This is a genomic window from Flavobacterium sp. MMLR14_040 (assembly GCF_033657265.1).
Taxonomy (GTDB): domain Bacteria; phylum Bacteroidota; class Bacteroidia; order Flavobacteriales; family Flavobacteriaceae; genus Flavobacterium.
Genome location: NZ_JAWVWO010000026.1, coordinates 18,119 through 36,983, shown reverse-complemented (window position 1 = coordinate 36,983; position 18,865 = coordinate 18,119). Strand labels below are relative to the sequence as shown.

Here is an 18,865-nt window from a genome sequence, read left to right as displayed (position 1 = left end):
GTAAATTTTCAAAATATAAATGAATACCTACAAGGTTTCGAAAACCTTGCAAGAGTAGAACTTGAAAATTCTATAATAATTCCTAAATCCGCATATTTAAAGGCTTAAAAAAGGGTATCTGTATTTTTAGATACCCTTTTTTGTATTTCTGTATCCTTCTACCCCTATACATTTGTGATATGAAAATCAAAAAAACAAAATTCCTGCTGCTGCAAATTCTCTGTATGCTGCTCATAATCGGAATGAGTTTATTGCTTTTTTATTTTATCTAACACTAACCTAAAACCAAAATGAATGTTTACAAATCTCAAAATTAAATCACTTAAATGGTGTTTTCTGGTACTTTTTTTACTGGCCAATATCATGATGAATGCACAGGAGAAAAAAATCACAGGAAAAGTTACTTCCAGCGAAGATTTACTCGGGCTTCCTGGTGCCAATGTTTATGTTAAAGGATCTTCGGTGGGAGGATCTGCCGATATGGATGGAAATTATAGTGTTTTCGTTTCAGACAAAAATGCTGTTTTAGTCTTCAACTTTGTGGGCTATCAAACGGTTGAAATTCCCGTAGGAGGCAAAACGGTCATCAACGTAAGTTTAAAACCAGACACCAAAAATCTTGAAGAAGTCATCGTTGTGGGTTACGGTACCCGAAAAAAGAGTGACATAACAGGTTCTGTATCTTCTGTTACAGCAAAAGAATTAACGGCTTACCCCTTATTAAATGCAGAACAGGCGTTGCAAGGACGTGCTGCAGGGGTTTCGGTACAATCAAATAATGGTGGTGAACCGGGCGCTCCTGTAAAAATAAGGGTTCGTGGCGGTACTTCGATCAATGCGAGTGGTGATGCGCTTGTTGTAGTCGATGGTTTTGCGGGCGTTGCCATGCCAGCGCCTCAGGATATTGCTTCTATTGAGGTTCTTAAAGATGCATCTGCAACGGCAATTTACGGTTCGAGAGGTTCAAATGGGGTTATTATGGTGACAACCAAAAAAGGAAAACCGGGAAAACCAGTTATCGAATTCAGCAATTCTACATCGGTACAATCGGTAAATAATAAATTGGATTTATTAAATGCTGAACAATTTGTGGCGTATAGAAAAAGTTTTACAACACATACTGATGGCGGTGCAAATACAGATTGGCAGGATGTTATTTACCGTGACGGAATGGTTTCGAATACATCTCTTTCGTTTTCCGGCGGATCTGAAAACGTGAGATATTATGTTTCCGGAAACTATTTTAACCAAAACGGAGTTGTAATTAACTCAGGAATTGACAAATACACGATTGTAAGTAATCTTGAAGCTGATCTGTCTGACCGTTTTAAAGTGGGTTTGAATTTATTTCAAAGCAAACAAAACAAGGAAGGAATTATTAGCCAAACCGGCGCTGGAGGAACTGGTGCTGCGGGTGTAATTGCTGCTGCGTATCGTTTTATGCCAGACAAAGGAATTTATAATGCAGACGGAAGTTATACAACAACAGCGCCAATTGGTGACGATATCGACAATCCGTATGCGACTGCGATGGAAAATGTTTTGGAAACCGTTTCAATCGTAAACAGATCAAATTTCTTTGCTCAATATAAAATCACGAAAGATCTTGACTTCAAAACTACTTTAGGATTAACCGATAATAATTCGCAAACCGGAAGATTTATTCCGTCGACTTTAATTGCAGGAAAAAATATCAAAGGAGAAGCTTCTGTAAACAACACGAGATTTTCTTCTTTCCTTACAGAAAATTACCTGACGTATAAAAAAGAGATTATCGACAAAGGAATCTTGACGGTTCTTGGAGGTTATTCGTACCAAAAAAACAAAAACGAAAGCTCGTACGCAGCTTCAAGAGGATTTTTGACGAATACCAATTCGTACCGAAATTTAGGCGCGGGAACTGTTTTCTTAAAACCGGATTCGAATTTATCTGAAACAGAATTGATCTCCGCTTTTGGAAGGTTGAATTTTGATTACGACGATAAATATTTATTTACGTTTACAGCACGTCGTGACGGTTCTTCAAGCTTTAGTAAAAACTACAAATACGGAACTTTCCCTTCTGGAGCCGTGGGTTGGAATATTGCTAAAGAGAATTTCTTAAAAGACAACAAAACGATTTCAAACCTTAAATTGAGAGCGAGTTATGGTGCAACCGGAAACCCGTCAATTGGCGCCTACTCTACTTTATCGAGATTTTCAGAAATTTATGATGTGAGCGGTGACGTTATCGTAAACGCGGTTCAATTGACTTCTTTGGATAATCCGAATTTGAAATGGGAAACGTCTTATCAACAAGATTACGGAATTGATTTGGGTTTATTCGATAACAGAATCAGTTTAACGGCAGATTATTACAAAACGATTACGAAAGATTTATTGTTCAACAGACCTTTACCGGGCGTTTCCGGAATTGCTTCTCAGCTTCAAAATGTGGGTGAGTTAGAAAACAAAGGCTGGGAATTAGGCATTAACTCTAAAAACTTTGTTGGTGCAGATTTCACATGGTCTACGAACTTTAATATTTCTTCAAACAAAAACAAAGTATTAAAACTGGCGGATAATAAAGATCTTTTAATCAACTCTACGCCAGGACATTTCCTTGCAACGGATTCTCAAATTTTAAGAGTTGGTGAGCCGGTTGGTTCTTTCTTCGGATTTGTTTATGATGGTGTAATTCAGCAAGGTGAAACGGCTCTTCCTGGGAATTTTGAAACAATTGCCGGTGGAGAAAAATTCAAAGATGTAAACAGCGACGGAAAACTGGATTCTAACGATAAAACGATTATCGGAAACCCAAATCCTGATTTTATCTTCGGTTTAAACAATGATTTCACGTATAAAAATATTGATTTGAATATCTTCTTTCAGGGCTCGCAAGGAAACCAAATCTTAAATTATACATTGATGGAACTGGCATCCGGAAACAACAATGCTACAACAGAAGTTTTAGACGCCTGGACTCCAACAAATACTGACACCACCGTGCCAATTAATGCGGCAAGAACAAAAAGGGTTACTTCGAGATTTGTTTATGATGGAAGTTACATTCGTTTAAAAAACGTTTCTATCGGATATAGTTTAGATGAAAAAGTGGTTTCGAAAATTGGTTTAAGCAAAGTTCGTTTCTACATCAGCGCGCAAAATCTTTGGACAATTACAGATTATCCAGGTTCTGATCCTGAAGGAAATTACCTGAATGATACCAACGCGAGAAGTAACACCAACCTAGGATTAGAATATGGAAGTTACCCAAATGTGAGAACTTTTACTTTCGGTTTTAATTTAAAATTTTAGTCTAAATAATATTAAACACATAGAAACATAGATTTTTCTTTGTCAAAAGAAGGAAATTAAAAAAACAAGTTTTCACACATAGCTTTACGCAAAATGCTATGATTGTTAATGCAAGTGAAACGTCTATAAAGCGTTCCAAAATGCTATGTTTCTATGTGTTAAATATACATTCAATACCTAAAAAAATAATATGAAACACATAGAAACATAGATTTTTCTTTCTCAAAAAGAGGAAATAAAAAAAAACAAGTTTTCACACATGGCGATATGCAAAATACTATCATTCTTAATGCAAGTGAAACGTCTTATTTAGCGTTCCCAAAAGCTCTGTTTCTATGTGTTAAAATTATTACACCCAATACCTAAAAAATAATATTATGAAAAAATATATAGCTTTTCTTTTCTTGGGAATATTCGCCTTTGGCTGTTCTGACCTTGAAGAAAAACCAGTGGGAATTATTCGTCCCGACAACTTTTTTAACAATACAGATGACTTGCAAGCCGCTGTAAACGGAGCTTTTGCCAACATTGCCCACAATAATTATTGGGGACGTGAATTTACGATTGCCCTTATGCTTCGTGATGATATGGCCGATATTGGCGACAGAACCACGCAGGCTGCGCGTATCGATGTTAATGATATGAATATGAATGATACCAATGCGCTTGTTGCTAACTTTTGGCCACAATCGTATGTAATTATTACGGCTGCAAATCAGGCTATTGAAGGTGCTAAAAAAACGCCCGGAGATCCTGCAAAAGTAAACGCCATTGTAGCTCAGGCTTATTTTGCAAGAGCGTTTGCTTACTATCATTTGGTTCGAATTTTTGGCGATATTCCGTACATTGATTTTGTGGTAAATGATGTTTCTCAGGTAAATTCGCTAAGCAGAACCAAAGAAGCTGATGTATACCCAAAAATTATTGCCGATCTGGAATTTGCAAAACAATGGCTAGAAGATAAACCAAAAGTAAAAGCCGTTCCCGGAAAAGGTACTGCGGCAGGTTATTTGGCTTCTGTTTATCTGACTTTAGGAAATTATCAAAAAGCGTATGATGAAGCGAAATATGTGATTTCAAACGAAGCTAAATTTGGTTTAGGTTTAGATGCTGATTTTCAGGATTTATTTAATGCTACAAAAGCGGCAGCGTTAAAAGAACCTTTGTTTACGATTGACTTTAATAACTTAACATCAGGAAATTACGGTCAGGATTATACAGCGTTTTTTACAGGTTCTTTAAAAGATGACAGTTATAGTTATGGACAAGGATTTTCGGTTGCGGTTCCTTCATTGAAAGTCTTTAATACCTGGGATCAAAGAGATTACAGACGTGCGGTAAGTTTTGATACGATTATCAGAAAGAAAACAGGTCCGGGTGGATCTTTGCAAATCTTTCCTTCAAGCGATAACGAAAAAGCACCGCGTCCGCATATTGCAAAATACTTTCGTTTTCCTGGAAAAGCCGGAGCAAACGGAAGAACTTCGCAACACAATTACATCACCATGCGTTACGCAGAAGTTTTGTTAACGGCTGCTGAAGCTTTAAACGAAATCACACCGGGAACTACAGAAGCTGATGGTTATGTAAATCGTGTTCGCGCCAGAGCAAGAAACAAAGCCGGAAAACAGGTTTCGTTTCCTGCAAACGTAACACCGGGACTTTCTCAGGTCGATTTTAGAAAAATGGTGATTGAGGAAAGACGTTTAGAATTAGCTTTTGAATACATCAGATGGTACGATATCAAGCGATTAAAAATTGGTCCTGACGTTTTTGGCGTGAATGGTTTGGAGCCGCACACTTTTGATGTAAACAAAGATTATTTATGGCCGTTGCCGGGAACTGAATTAGCGATTAATCCTAATTTAAAACCGAATAATCCCGGGTATTAATATTCATTAGAATGAATTAAAAATTTGGAATTAAAAATTAAAAATTTCTATTTTTTTGTCATTTCGACGGAGGAGAAATCACACTAGAAAATCCGTACGCAAATCGTCAATCGTTGTCGAAATCATTGTTTTCCAGGGATTAAAATCCCTGGCTACAATATAGATCGTTCCTCCGGAACTTTTAGGAAAGAGCCTTAGGCTCGGCCTATTTTGTAGGGATGGATTTTAATCCATTCATCGCATGCAAAATTACGGTTTCAAAGATTTTTAATTTTTAATTCTCAATTTTTAATTTAAAAAAAACATAAGCATGAAGAAAGTTAGTTTCATTTCTTTAATTCTATGGTTTGCACTGCTTGGGACAGCGTGCAAATCCGGAATTAATTCTCAGACCAAAACTTCGGCAAGTGCTGAACATCTTCTGGAAAACCGATACAAAATGTTACTCGATTATCCGGTAGATTCGATGTCGATGCCGCGAAGTATGACTATTAAAACCAATTTAATAAAAAAAGTGCCGTCGAGAGACTGGACAAGCGGATTTTTTGCCGGAAACTTATGGCAATTGTACCGCCTTACAAACGAATCAAAATACAAAGAGCAAGCTCAAAAGTGGACACCTTTCAGTAAAAAAGAAAGCGTTAATAGTAATTCACACGATGTTGGTTTTAAAGTGTTTTGCAGTTTTGGAGAAGCGCTGAAAGTGGAAAACAAACAAGAATACAAAGATGTGATAATTAAAGGCGCCGAAACTTTATGCACGCGTTTTAACGCAAAAGTGGGTGCAATTCGTTCGTGGGATTTCAATAAGGAAATTTGGGATTATCCAGTGATCATCGATAATATGATGAATCTTGAATTGCTGTTTGAGGCATCAAAATTATCAGGAAATCAAAAGTATCATGATATTGCTGTAAAACATGCGAATACTACACTGAAAAATCAGTTTAGAGAAGACAATAGCTGTTATCATGTTATTGATTATAATCCTGCTAGCGGAGAAGTTAGGAAGAAAACTACACTTCAGGGTTACAATGACGATTCGGTTTGGGCACGCGGACAAGGCTGGGCAGTTTACGGATTTACGATGTCGTACCGATATACCCAAGATCCGGCATATTTAAAACAGGCTGAAGCGACCGCCAGATTTTTTATGACGAATAAAAATCTGCCCGAAGATGGAATTCCATATTGGGATTTTAAAGATCCTGCTATTCCAAATTCGGCACGCGATGTTTCTGCTGCAACCGTCATGGCTTCTGCCTTGTACGAACTTTACGGATATACCAAGAATCAAAGTTATTTGGCTTTCGCCGATAAAATAATGACGTCTTTACAATCCGAAAAATACATTTTACCTGATGCTGTAAAAGCGCCTTTTATTCTGGATCACAGTACCGGAAACTGGCCCAAACACGACGAAATCGACGAACCTATAATCTATGCCGACTATTATTTTCTGGAAGCATTATTGAGAAGAAAGTAGCAAGATAAAAGGTTCAAAGGTGCATAGGTGCAAAGTAACAAAGGTTTTCTGCCTTTGAACCTTTGAACCTGATAAACCTAAAAAAAGGTACAAAGGTACAAAGTGACAAAGGTTTTCTGCCTTTGAAACTATCATCCTTTGAATCTTTGCCCTTTGAACCTTTTTCCCTTTGAACCTAAAAAAAAAGCTTTATAATTTATGCAAAAACTACATCACAACTATACCTTTTTTTCTGATATTGCTTTCTTGATTGTTTTTCAGTTTGTTTTCTTCTTTGGCTTTGCCCAGAAAAATTCGGCAATGCGAACAAAGACCAATATCAATGAAAACTGGCTGTATTTAGAAAATCATACTTCAAGTCTTTCTGAAGCAAAAAAAGCGGCAAACTGGTCGTCTATAAATTTACCACATACGTGGAATGCCGAAGATGCAACCGATTTAAATCCGGGTTACCGACGCGACGCAAGCTGGTATCAAAAGGAATTGAACATTGCCCGAATAGACCCGAACAAACGTTATTTTTTATATTTTGAAGGCTCTAATGTAACTACCAAAGTATATGTAAACGGCAAAGAAGCCGGCGGACATATTGGCGGTTATATTGGGTTTACGATCAATATTACGAATTTTATAACCGAAGGAAACAACGACATTTTTGTACGTGTTGATAATAGTTATGATATCGAAATAATTCCGTCGCAAAAAAGTGATTTTTTTATTTATGGTGGAATCACGAGAGATGTCTGGCTTTTGTCTCAATACAAAAATAGAATTGATAATCTAAAAATTACCACGCCCGAAGTTTCTGCAAAAAAAGCTTCGGTACAAATTCTGGCTTCGACAATAAATTCGGAAAATGCCCAGGATTTATCCTTAACTGTGATTCTTAAAAATCCGAAAGGGAAAAAAGTGGCCAGCAAAACGATTTTGATTTCAGATAAAACGTCGAATATTACTTTCAAAAATATTAAAAATCCGGAATTGTGGGATACGGACAATCCGAATTTATATTCGGTAACGGCTACTTTATCAGAAAAAAAACAAATTATCGACAGCGTAAACGAAAAAGTAGGCTTTAGATGGTTTGAGTTTAAAGATCACGGTCCGTTTTACCTGAACGGAAAGCGATTGTTGATTCGAGGAACACATCGCCATGAAGAACAGGCGGGCGTTGGCGCAGCTATGACAAACGAGCAGCATTGGGCAGATATGAAATCGATAAAAAACATGGGTGCCAATTTTGTTCGCCTGGCGCATTATCCGCAAGATCCCGAAATTTACAAAGCTTGTGATGAATTGGGTCTTTTGGTTTGGGATGAATTGCCGTGGTGTCGCGGCGGAATTGGCGGTGAACTTTGGCAAACCAATACTAAAAATATGCTGGCCGAAATCATCAACCAAAATTACAATCATCCGAGTATTATAATTTGGTCTTTGGGAAATGAAATGAACTGGCTTCCGGATTTTCCAAACGGCGATAATACAGAAAAAACAAATGCATTTTTAACGGAATTAAACGACATCGCACACAAAATGGATCCTACCAGAAAAACGGCGATTCGAAAATATTATGAAGGTTCACAAATTGTGGATGTCTTCTCGCCTTCTATCTGGTCTGGCTGGTATTCAGGAAGTTATAAAAGTTATCAAAAAGCAATTGACGTTTACAAAAAAGAATACAAACATTTTATTCACGCCGAATATGGCGGTGATAGTCACGTTGGCCGTCACAGCGAAAATCCCGTAACGGGCGAAAATGTCATCAAAGCCGAAGGTTGGGAAGAAGCCATCGTGCAAACCAAAGTGGCAAACATTGCGCAAATTGGCGATTGGAGCGAGAATTATATCGTCGATTTATTTGACTGGCATTTGCATATATCCGAGAACGATCCGGCATTTGTGGGAAATGTGCAGTGGGCGTTTAAGGATTTTGCAACGCCTTTGCGACCGGAAGATGATATTCCGTACATGAACCAAAAAGGGCTTGTGGACCGAAACGGAACTCCGAAAGATGCTTATTATGTTTTTAAAAGTTATTGGGCAAAAGAACCGTTTGCGTATATCGAATCGCATACCTGGACAGAACGCCAGGGGCCGGAGAATACGCCAAGAACCCTAAGCGTTTTTAGTAATTGTGAGCGAGTTACGCTTTATCATGAAGGAAAATCGCTTGGAGAAAAACAAAGAAATCTTTCGTTATATCCTGCAAATGGATTAACTTGGGATGTGAATTTTTTGAAGGGAGAAAATACGCTGATTGCGGTTGGAAAAACAACAGCCGGAAAAACGGTTTCGGATACTTTGAAAGTCAACTATCGTTTTAACAAAAATGATACGGCAACGTCGCTGCAATTGTCTTCGGAAAAATTAAAAAATGGCAATTATCTGGTTACGGCAATTGCGATTGACAATAATAATTTGCGTTGTCTGGATTATGAAGAGAGCGTTTATTTTCAATGTTTGAAAGGTGGGAAAACCATGAAAAATCAGGGAACTCCAACAGGAAGTGAATCCATCAGAATGGCAAATGGAAAGGCTTCGATTGAAGTTGTGCCGGATGGTTCTGGTTTGCCAATTGAAATGACGGCTTTGAATCAGAGTTTTAAGGGGGAATATTTAAAAATAATGCCACAAAGTCGCTAAGGCACAAAGTTTTTATAGCATAGTTCGTCATCCTGACGGAGGAAGGATCACACTCGAAACTCGACAAAGATGGGCGATTTGCACGCGATAAATGGATTAAAATCCATCCCTAAAATATAAATCGAACCTAAGGCTCTTTTCTAAAAGTTCCGGAGGAACGATTTATATTTTAGCCCGGGATTTTAATCTCTGGAAATGTAGAAAATCGACAAAGATTGGCGATTTTGCACACGGAATTTCTAGTGTGATTTCTCCTCCGTCGAAATGACAAAAAATGAAACTTTGCGCCTTAGTGCCTTTGTGGCAAAAACAAACAATAAAAAAAATACTAATGAAAAAACTAATAACCACATTACTCCTAACCTACTCCATATTAGGATTTGCACAAAATCAAAACCTAATCTCAAACGTTCCAAACCGAAATACAACTTCTTTAAACGGTGTTTGGAATTACATTGTTGATCCTTATGAAACAGGATATTACAGCTTTCATCACGATGAATACGATAAACAGGCAAAACCTTCCAACGCAGCATATTTCAATAATTACCACGCAGTAAACAAACAGGAATTAGTCGAATATGACTTTGATAAATCCCCGAAAATCAATATTCCGGGTGACTGGACTTCGCAGGTTCCGGAACTGAAATATTATGAGGGAAATGTCTGGTTCAAGAAGTCTTTCGATTATGATTTAAAAGCCGGAAAACGTCTTTTTCTTTATCTGGGAGCGATCAATTATAAGGCGGATGTTTATTTAAACGGCAAAAAACTCGGAACTCATATTGGCGGATTTACGCCTTTTAATTATGAAGTAACTGCGATTGTAAAATCAAAAGATAATTATTTGGTTATTAAAGTCGATAATACACGCCATAAAGAAGATGTTCCAACAATAAATACCGATTGGTGGAATTATGGCGGAATCACGCGTGATGTGACTTTAATTGAAGAAAACGCTTCATTTGTAGAAGATTATAATATTCAGCTGAAAAAGAATAGTACCGATTTGATCTCCGGTTTTGTAAAGATTAATAATTTAGAAGCTTCACAAAATTCGGTTTCAATTTCGATTCCGGAACTGAAAATTAATTTTAAAGGAAAACTAGGTGCTGACGGAATTTTAAACTTCGAAATTCCGGCGAAAAAAATCTCGTTTTGGTCGCCTGAAAATCCCAAATTATATGATGTTACGATCGATTTTAACGGACAAAAACTGAAAGACAACATTGGTTTCAGAACAATCGAAACCAAAGAAGATAAAATTTTATTAAACGGAAAACCGATCTTTTTGCGCGGGATTTCGATTCACGAAGAAAATGCAAAAGGCGGACGTGCGAATTCTGAAGAAGATGCTTTGCGTTTGCTAAACTGGGCCAAAGAATTGGGTTGTAATTATGTTCGTTTAGCGCATTATCCGCATAACGAAAATATTATCAGACAGGCAGACAAAATGGGATTAATGGTTTGGGAGGAAATTCCCGTATACTGGACGGTTGAATTTACAAGAGAAGCCACTTATCAAAATGCCGAAGATCAAATGACTGCAGCAATTACAAGAGATAAAAACAGAGCTTGCATCATTATCTGGTCGATGGCCAATGAGACGCCAATTTCTGACGCAAGAAATGTTTTCATCAAAAAATTAGTCGATCATACCAAATCTTTAGACAACACCAGATTAATCAGTGCGGCTTTATTAACGCAAAGCGGAAGTGATGGTTTTGGAACGATAAATGATCCGATTGGAGAATATTTAGATATTATTTCTTTCAACCAATATTTAGGTTGGTACGGCGGAAAACTGGAAGACGCCGAAAAAATTTTCTGGAAAACCAAATACAACAAACCGGTTATTGTTTCTGAATTTGGAGGCGATGCCAAAGCCGGATTGCACGGCGAAAAAAACGAGCGCTGGACAGAAGAATTTCAGGAATACTTATACATTCAGAATTTAAAAATGATAGAGAATATTCCGCATTTGAGTGGTACAAGTCCGTGGATTTTAGTTGATTTCAGATCTCCAAGACGACTTTTACCGGGAATTCAGGACGAATACAACCGCAAAGGATTGATTTCTAACGATGGTCAAAAAAAGAAAGCCTTTTATATTATGCAGAATTGGTATGACAAGAAGAAAAAAGAGTAAAAATTGTATGATTTCTCTTTGTTATTCTCTTACTTTGTATGAACCTATTAACAAATTACAATTCTTATGAAAAAATTTAGTTTATTGGCAATTACTTTTTTGATTGCTATTTCAGTTAAAGCTCAAGACGTAGTAAAATTTCCACCATTAGACGCTAGTCCGGTTGATATTGCTTATTTCCCAAATAAAGCGCTTAAATTCAAAAAAACAGATACTCCATCGCCTTCTATCAAAGTTATTTATTCAAGACCTTCTGTAAAAGGACGTACAATTTTTGGAGATTTGATAAAATACGGTGAAGTTTGGAGAGTTGGTGCAAATGAGAATACAGAAATCAAATTCTACAAACCGGCAACTATCAATGGTGTTGCGGTTCCTGCAGGAACTTATAGCTTGTTTGCCATTCCTGAAAAAGATAAATGGACCATCATTATCAATAAGGAACTTGATTTATGGGGCGGCTATGCTTATGATGAAAGCAAAGATCTTGTAAAAATTACGGTTCCTGTAAAACCAGTTTCAGAAGTAATCGAAGCTTTATCAATTGCTTTTACATCAAAAGATAAAGTAACAAATTTGGTAATTGGATGGGATAAAACAACAGTTGAAGTTCCGATCACAATAAAATAATTAGTCAATATTTCGACTTAAATATCAAAGAGACACTTAATTAAATAATTAGTGTCTCTTTTTTTTGCTTAATATTGAAGTAAATTTAACAACTAACCACCAACCAAAAAACCACAAAAATGAAAAAAAAGTATGTATTGCTGCTATTTCTGTTGTCCGTTTATTGCGGATATTCTCAACAAAAATTTAAAATTACTTATGAGCAATTAAAAGAATATGAAGGTATTTATGAATACCAAAACAATACTACTTTACAAATCGCCGCCTCGCCAAAGGACACCATTTTGTATGCGATTATCAACGAAAGCAAATATGCTTTAAAACCTTCTGAAAAAGACATCTTTTTAAACATGTCTAAAGAAAAAGTGATTTTCTTAAGAAATAATGCTTCTGCGATTACCGGTTATACTTCTCAGGAAAAAACATTTAACCTGATTAGTAAAAAGGTTCTTTTTCCAAAAGAAATGTGGTATCCAAGACTCAATCAAAAAGATTTTAAATATAGCTATCAGCCACCCAAAAAAGACCTTGATGGTTTATTGACCGGAACGCTCGATAACACGGGACTCGATAAAGCATTATTGAACGAAATGATGCAAAAAATTGTTGACGGAACTTATGCAAACGTACACAGCGTTTTGATTATAAAGGATGGCAAACTGGTTTTTGAAGAATATTTTTATGAATACAACAAAACCAAATTGCACGAAATGCGTTCTGCTACAAAAAGTATCATTTCTGCCCTTACGGGAATTGCAATTGATAAAGGCTTAATTAAAAGTAAAACTGAAACTGTACTTTCTTATTTTCCGGAATATACTTTTAAAAACCTCACAGATGATAAAAGACAAATTACAATTGAAAACCTTTTAACCAATCAAAGCGGACTTGATTGCGATGTATCGAATCCTAAATCGGAAGGAAATGAAACGACAATGAACAATTCTGACGACTGGATACAATTTACGCTGGATTTGCCTATGATTGATGTCCCCGACGGACGAGGAATGTATTGTTCCGGTAATCCGATTACGCTGGGAAGAATTGTTGAAAAAGCAACTAAAATGACGCTTCCGGATTTTGCAAAACAAACGCTTTTTAAAGATATTGGCATTAAAAATTTCAAATGGAATTTTAAACCCGATGCTTCCAGTTCTGAAACTTTCTGTCAGGTTTATTTAACGCCGAGAGATATGGCTAAATTTGGTTTGCTGTATCTAAATAAAGGAATGTGGGCAGACAAGCAGGTTATTTCTAAAAACTGGATCGAGGAATCTTTAGCCAAACATTCTGTTATTCAAGGCGTAAACTACGGTTATTTGTGGTGGCTTAAATATCTTGAGGTAAATGGCACCCGTTTCTTCGGAAAGGCTGCACAAGGAAACGGCGGACAGAAAATTTATATTTGGGAAGAACAGAATATGGTTACCGTGATTACCGGCGGAAATTATAACTCACAATCGCCGAGTGATGAATTGATTCAGAAATATATTTTGCCAGCTTTTAAGAAATGAAACAATTAGATAATTTTTAAATAAGATAAAAACAAAAGGCTGTCAAAATTGACAGCCTTTTGCATGAATAAAACAGATAAATAATCTCGAAATGAGACTTAATCATTATGCGATCTCAATCATTTTTGGTGCTTTTTGTTTTGCCTCATCTTTTTTCGGAATAGTAAGATTTAAAATTCCGTTATCGTAGCGGGCATTTATATTATCCTCATCTACAACGTTTTTTGGCAATTCAAAACTTCTTTGAAATGATTGGTAACTAAACTCTCTGCGAGTGTAATTATCTCCTTCCCCTTTCTCTTCTGTACTTGTAGATTTGGCGCAGGAAATAGTCAGTAAGTTATTATCCAGGGTAACATTAAAGTCTTTTTTGTCGAGTCCCGGAGCTGCGACTTCAACCTCATAATTTTCGGCTGTTTCTTTAACATTTATGGATGGTACGGTTGTACTGGTGGATGAAAAATTATTGTTTCCCCAGTTAAAAAGTTCACGACTGAAAAAGTCGTCAAATAATGCCGGAAATGCATGGGAATTTGTCCCGTTTCTTCTAATAGTTAACATGACTTTTACTTTTTAAATAGTTATACATTAAAATTTATTTCACAACCAAAAAAAAGCAAAATAAATACCAAAATAAAAAAACTGTCATTTTTTCAATGTTTATTTGACACAATTTCAGATACATACGAAAAAATGTCAGTCCAAAATTTAAAACATGGAAATTATGTAACAAATAAATGAAATTATATAAATAACGTGTGTTTTCTAAATTTATTTTTGATGTAGTATAGAAAAATAATTATTAAGAAATGTTCCACAACTTGTAAAAAACTTAACTATTATCCAATCATAAAATTCTATACTAACCAATACCAAATTAAAAAAAATGGTGCATTGTCATAAACGAAATATCAGCCTAAAGATTTAAAAGACAGTAATTAAGAAAACTACTTTTTTATATCCCATTTAATAATCATGTAGCATTTTTTTAATTTGTGTCCACAAAATTAATGACTTTTCGCTTTATGACATTTTGCATCATTTTTTATCGATGACTTTATTAACTATCTTGAAATACGGCTCATTTTATTTAATTAAGAAAATCCCTTTAAGAATCAAATTATTCGATTCTTAAAGGGATTGTTGATTCTTTTGCTTGCTAACTATTGTAAAGTAAACAATAGTTTATGTAATCCCTACGGGATATTTGAACTGGGGAATACGACTTTGTTAACACTATGTAAATCCTAACGGATTATCTTTTAGATTTGAATTTTATTCATAAATAAAAAATCGTATCTCGTAGAGATTACATATCGGTAAAGAAGCAATATGCACACAATATTTTATGCTTCCGCTACACCAGGCTCTAAAATCTTATCCAGTGTAATTGGTAAATCTCTAACACGTTTTCCTGTTGCATTAAAAACTGCATTTGCAATTGCCGGCGCCATTCCTACCAATGCTGTTTCTCCTAAACCCTTTGTTCCCATTGGGTTACTTACAGGATCTTTTTTATTTACAAAAAACACTTCCTGCTTTTCAATATCAGCATTTACAGGAACATGGTAATCGGCAAAATTATTATTGATTGGGCGGCCAAAACGGTGATCAATTTCTAAAGCTTCCATTAATCCCATTCCGATTCCGCCAACTGCACCACCGTACATTTGTCCCGCCGAAGTTTTGTGGTTGATTACTGTGCCAATATCAGCGCAGGAAACTACGTGAGCAATTCTGATTTTACCTAAATTCGGATTTACCAATACTTTTACAAAATGTACTGAAAACGAATAAATAGAATATTTTTTAGCTTCTTCTGAACCTTTTGATTCATTTTCGACCGCTAATTCTTCTAATTTATTAGCACTCAGCAAAGTTGCTAAAGAAATTGATTTTGAACCCTCTTTTTTAGAAGAAACCGAACCATTTGCAAAAGCTAAATCTGTGATAGGAATATTTTTAAAAGTCGGGTTTTCTGTTGCCAAACCTAAAGCTTTACTAACTAATAAATTACAGGCATCGTGAACTGCAGAGCCCACAGACGAAGTCGTTGCAGAGCCACCTTGCGTTGGTCCTTTTGGCAATCCGCTTCGCCCCATTTCAATTACTACATTTTCAGTTGGAATTCCGGTAATTTCTGCACCAATCGCCGTCATCATAGTTGCTGTTCCGGGTCCCATATCGTTTACACTACATTGGAGTACCAAATTTCCATCTGCCAAAAATTTCGCTTTTACTGTCGTAGGGTTTCGGTAAGAACCAAAAGTTCCCGTTCCCATTCCGTAACCTACAAGCCACTCGCCTTCGCGAACAGATGCCGGTTTATTTTTACGGTTTTTCCAGCCAATACGTTTCATTCCGGCTTCGTAACAATCTAAAAGATATTTACTGCTCCATGGTTTATTTTGCTCCTGATCTTTCTCTGCATGATTGCGTTTTCGAAATTCAATAGGATCCATATTTAACTTATGTGCCAATTCGTCAATAGCGCTTTCCAAAGCAAACGAACCGGTCGCTTCGCCGGGACCACGCATCCAGATCGGCGTACAAGTGTCCAGTTCTGCAATTCGGTATTTGGTTGAAACATTGGCGCAATCATACATAAAACGTGACATGTTTACGGTTGCTTCGGTAAAATCTTCATAGTTTGAAGTCATTGCCAGGGCTTCGTGACTTAAACCTGTAAGTTTACCGTCTTTGGTTGCGCCTAATCCCATTTTTTGAATGGTGTAAGGACGAAAACCAACATTGGTAAACATTTGCTCGCGATGCAAAACCAGTTTAACGGGTTTTCCTATTCTTTTTGATCCGATAAGAGCTGCGATTTCATAAGGCCAGGTATGTAATCCCATTCCAAAAGCGCCACCCAAATATTCAGAATGTACTTCTACATCTTCTGGGGGAATTCCAAAAACGTTCCCAACACTTTTTCTGGTTCCTTCTACACCCTGACTTTTAGTATATAAAATGGGTTTATTATTTTCCCATTTTGCTATAATATTGGCCAATTCCATCGGATTATGAACTTCTGTCGGAATCGTGTATTCTGCTTCTAAAACAACTTCTGCCGTTTTATACGCATCTTCTGTTCCACGATTGTAATCTTTGGCACGATCTCCACCGGGATTTCTGCTTTTATCTTTTACTTTTTCAAGTAGTGTGTTATGTTCTTCTTTTAAATATTCGGCTTTAATTAAACTCGCCGCGTATTGCATACGCTCAAAAGTATCTGCAATCACCAAAGCGATTGGCTGATCATAATAACGAACCGAATCGTCTTTAAATATTTGAAGTGGCTGTCCTAAATTATTACGTTGTTTAGCTTGCTCGTATCCTGCAGGTTTCTCAACATTTAAATGCGTTATAACCGCCAAAACTCCCGGCGCCCATTCGGCTTTTTTAGTATCAATACTTTTGATTCGGCCTTTGGCAATCGTACTTCCAACCAAACAGGCATAGGTAACACCAACGGTTTTATATTCAGCCGAATAAGTTGCAGAACCCGTTACTTTAGCAAATCCGTCAACTCTGTTTATATTACTTGTCTTGCTCATAATCAAATTATTTAGATGCTGCTATAGTTAACGCTTCGGTGATTGCATTTGGTCCTAGTGTCAATTTAAAGGCGTTATCGCCGTAACTTTTGGCACCTTTCATACTTAAACTTGCCGCTTGTTTGAATGTTTCTTCAGAAACTGTTTTTCCTTTCAAAAATTCTTCCGCTTCTGTTAATCGCCATGGTTTATGCGCAACACCGCCCATTGCCAGCCTTGCCTCATTTATTACATTGTTTTTAATATCTAAACCCACCGCAACTGAAACCAATGCAAAAGCATAACTGCTTCGGTCACGAACTTTTAAATAATGTACATTTTTGGTGAAATTATTCTCCGGAATTTCTATCGAAGTAATCAATTCTTTATTTTCCAATGTATTGTCTTTTTCAGGCGTATTTCCCGGAAGACGATGAAAATCAGTAAATTTTATTTGTCTTTTCCCTTTTGGACCTTCTACAAAAACGGTCGCATCCAGAGCCGCAAGTGCTATACACATATCACTTGGATGAACGGCAATGCAACTATCTGAAGCTCCAAAAATGGCGTGCATTCTGTTAGAACCTCCAATAGCTCCGCAGCCGCTTTTTGGTGTTCTTTTATTGCACGGCATATCGGTGTTATAAAAATAAGAGCAGCGCGTGCGCTGTAACATATTTCCTCCAACGGTTGCCATATGCCTGATTTGCTGTGACGCTCCGGCGGCTAATGCCAAAGCCAGCAAAGGATATTTTTCTTTTATGGATTTATCTTCGGCCACCTGACTGTTTTTTGCCAATGCGCCAATCGATACTTTTCCTGTAGTGAACTCTATTTTTTTTAATTCTAAAGCTGTGATGTCAACCAGTTTGTCTGGAGCAACAACATTCTTTTTCATTAAGTCTACCAGGTTTGTTCCGCCTGCAATAAACATTGCCGAAGGTTCTTTGCTAATATTGGTTACTGCAGAGCCGGATGAAAGCGCTCTAATGATTTGAAAGTTTTTCATAATGGCTTCCCTCCTTCCTTAACTTCTGTTATCGCGTCTACAATATTATGATAAGCACCACATCTACAAATGTTTCCGCTCATATATTCTCTAATTTCTTCTCTACTATTAGCATGACCTTCTTTAATGCAGGCAATTCCCGACATGATTTGTCCCGGCGTACAATATCCACATTGAAAACCGTCATTTTTGATAAAAGCTTCCTGCATCGGGTGTAATTTTTTTCCTTTCGAAAGTCCTTCAATTGTAGTCACCTGGGCATTTTGCTGCATGGATGCCAATGATAAACAGGACAAAATTCTGGTACCGTTTACATGAACCGTACATGCGCCGCATTGTCCGTGATCGCACCCTTTTTTTGTTCCTGTTAATTGTAAATTCTCCCTCAACAAATCCAGCAAAGTAGTTCGTGGCTCAACATTAAGATTGTGTTTTGTACCGTTTACTTCAATCGAAAGCGGAACTGTCTCTAAATATTCTGCAATTTTCTCATCCCACTTTTTTTCTGAAGCCATAACCAATGAAGGCGGAGCAAAAGCAAGTGCGGTAAATAATCCTGATTTTTTGATAAAATCGCGACGGGAATTAGTGTCGTCTTCGATTACTTTCTTAATATTTGTTTTCTTGGGAGCCATGCATAATGTTTTTAAATTAACAAATTGCTTGTAGTAATTCTAACAAATTTAAGTATCCTTTGTGAGAAAAAATT

Annotated in this window: 11 protein-coding genes; 7 read left to right on the top strand and 4 right to left on the bottom strand. The window is 36.7% G+C overall.

Translation table 11 applies throughout. The features are described from left to right. The first annotated feature begins 294 nt into the window (after positions 1 to 294). The 7 genes from SD960_RS21745 (at position 295) to SD960_RS21715 (ending at position 13,611) form a co-directional block, all read left to right on the top strand. Positions 295 to 3,297, top strand: a complete 3,003-nt coding sequence (locus SD960_RS21745; RefSeq protein ID WP_318805953.1) for a TonB-dependent receptor — start codon at positions 295 to 297, stop codon at positions 3,295 to 3,297. 377 nt (positions 3,298 to 3,674) lie between these two features. Further along, complete coding sequence (locus SD960_RS21740; RefSeq protein ID WP_318805952.1) at positions 3,675 to 5,189, top strand: RagB/SusD family nutrient uptake outer membrane protein; 1,515 nt, start codon at positions 3,675 to 3,677, stop codon at positions 5,187 to 5,189. Positions 5,190 to 5,499: 310 nt separating this feature from the next. Beyond that, positions 5,500 to 6,675 carry a glycoside hydrolase family 88 protein gene (locus SD960_RS21735; RefSeq protein ID WP_318805951.1) on the top strand — a complete coding sequence of 392 codons (1,176 nt, stop codon included), beginning with the start codon at positions 5,500 to 5,502 and terminating at the stop codon, positions 6,673 to 6,675. Between the two features lie 198 nt (positions 6,676 to 6,873). Further along, the gene (locus SD960_RS21730; RefSeq protein ID WP_318805950.1) at positions 6,874 to 9,318 is read left to right on the top strand and encodes a glycoside hydrolase family 2 protein; all 2,445 of its coding nucleotides are present in this window, start codon (positions 6,874 to 6,876) and stop codon (positions 9,316 to 9,318) included. A 331-nt stretch (positions 9,319 to 9,649) separates the two neighbouring features. Continuing rightward, a complete protein-coding gene (locus SD960_RS21725; protein WP_318805949.1) occupies positions 9,650 to 11,467 on the top strand; it encodes a glycoside hydrolase family 2 protein in 1,818 nt (605 codons plus the stop codon). 66 nt (positions 11,468 to 11,533) lie between these two features. Beyond that, complete coding sequence (locus SD960_RS21720; protein WP_318805948.1) at positions 11,534 to 12,097, top strand: DUF2911 domain-containing protein; 564 nt, start codon at positions 11,534 to 11,536, stop codon at positions 12,095 to 12,097. Positions 12,098 to 12,216: 119 nt separating this feature from the next. Further along, positions 12,217 to 13,611, top strand: a complete 1,395-nt coding sequence (locus SD960_RS21715; protein ID WP_318805947.1) for a serine hydrolase — start codon at positions 12,217 to 12,219, stop codon at positions 13,609 to 13,611. 105 nt (positions 13,612 to 13,716) lie between these two features. On the opposite strand, the gene SD960_RS21710 is transcribed toward SD960_RS21715, so the two are convergent. The 4 genes from SD960_RS21710 to SD960_RS21695 form a co-directional block, all read right to left on the bottom strand. Further along, on the bottom strand, positions 13,717 to 14,172 hold the full coding sequence (locus SD960_RS21710) for an Hsp20/alpha crystallin family protein (RefSeq protein WP_318805946.1): 456 nt from the start codon (positions 14,170 to 14,172) through the stop codon (positions 13,717 to 13,719). A 785-nt stretch (positions 14,173 to 14,957) separates the two neighbouring features. Further along, a complete protein-coding gene (locus SD960_RS21705; RefSeq protein ID WP_318805945.1) occupies positions 14,958 to 17,168 on the bottom strand; it encodes a xanthine dehydrogenase family protein molybdopterin-binding subunit in 2,211 nt (736 codons plus the stop codon). Positions 17,169 to 17,175: 7 nt separating this feature from the next. Further along, positions 17,176 to 18,156, bottom strand: a complete 981-nt coding sequence (locus SD960_RS21700; protein ID WP_318805944.1) for a xanthine dehydrogenase family protein subunit M — start codon at positions 18,154 to 18,156, stop codon at positions 17,176 to 17,178. Next, positions 18,153 to 18,791, bottom strand: a complete 639-nt coding sequence (locus SD960_RS21695; RefSeq protein ID WP_042566488.1) for a (2Fe-2S)-binding protein — start codon at positions 18,789 to 18,791, stop codon at positions 18,153 to 18,155. Before SD960_RS21695 ends, SD960_RS21700 begins: the two co-directional genes overlap by 4 nt. Positions 18,792 to 18,865: the final 74 nt, after the last annotated feature.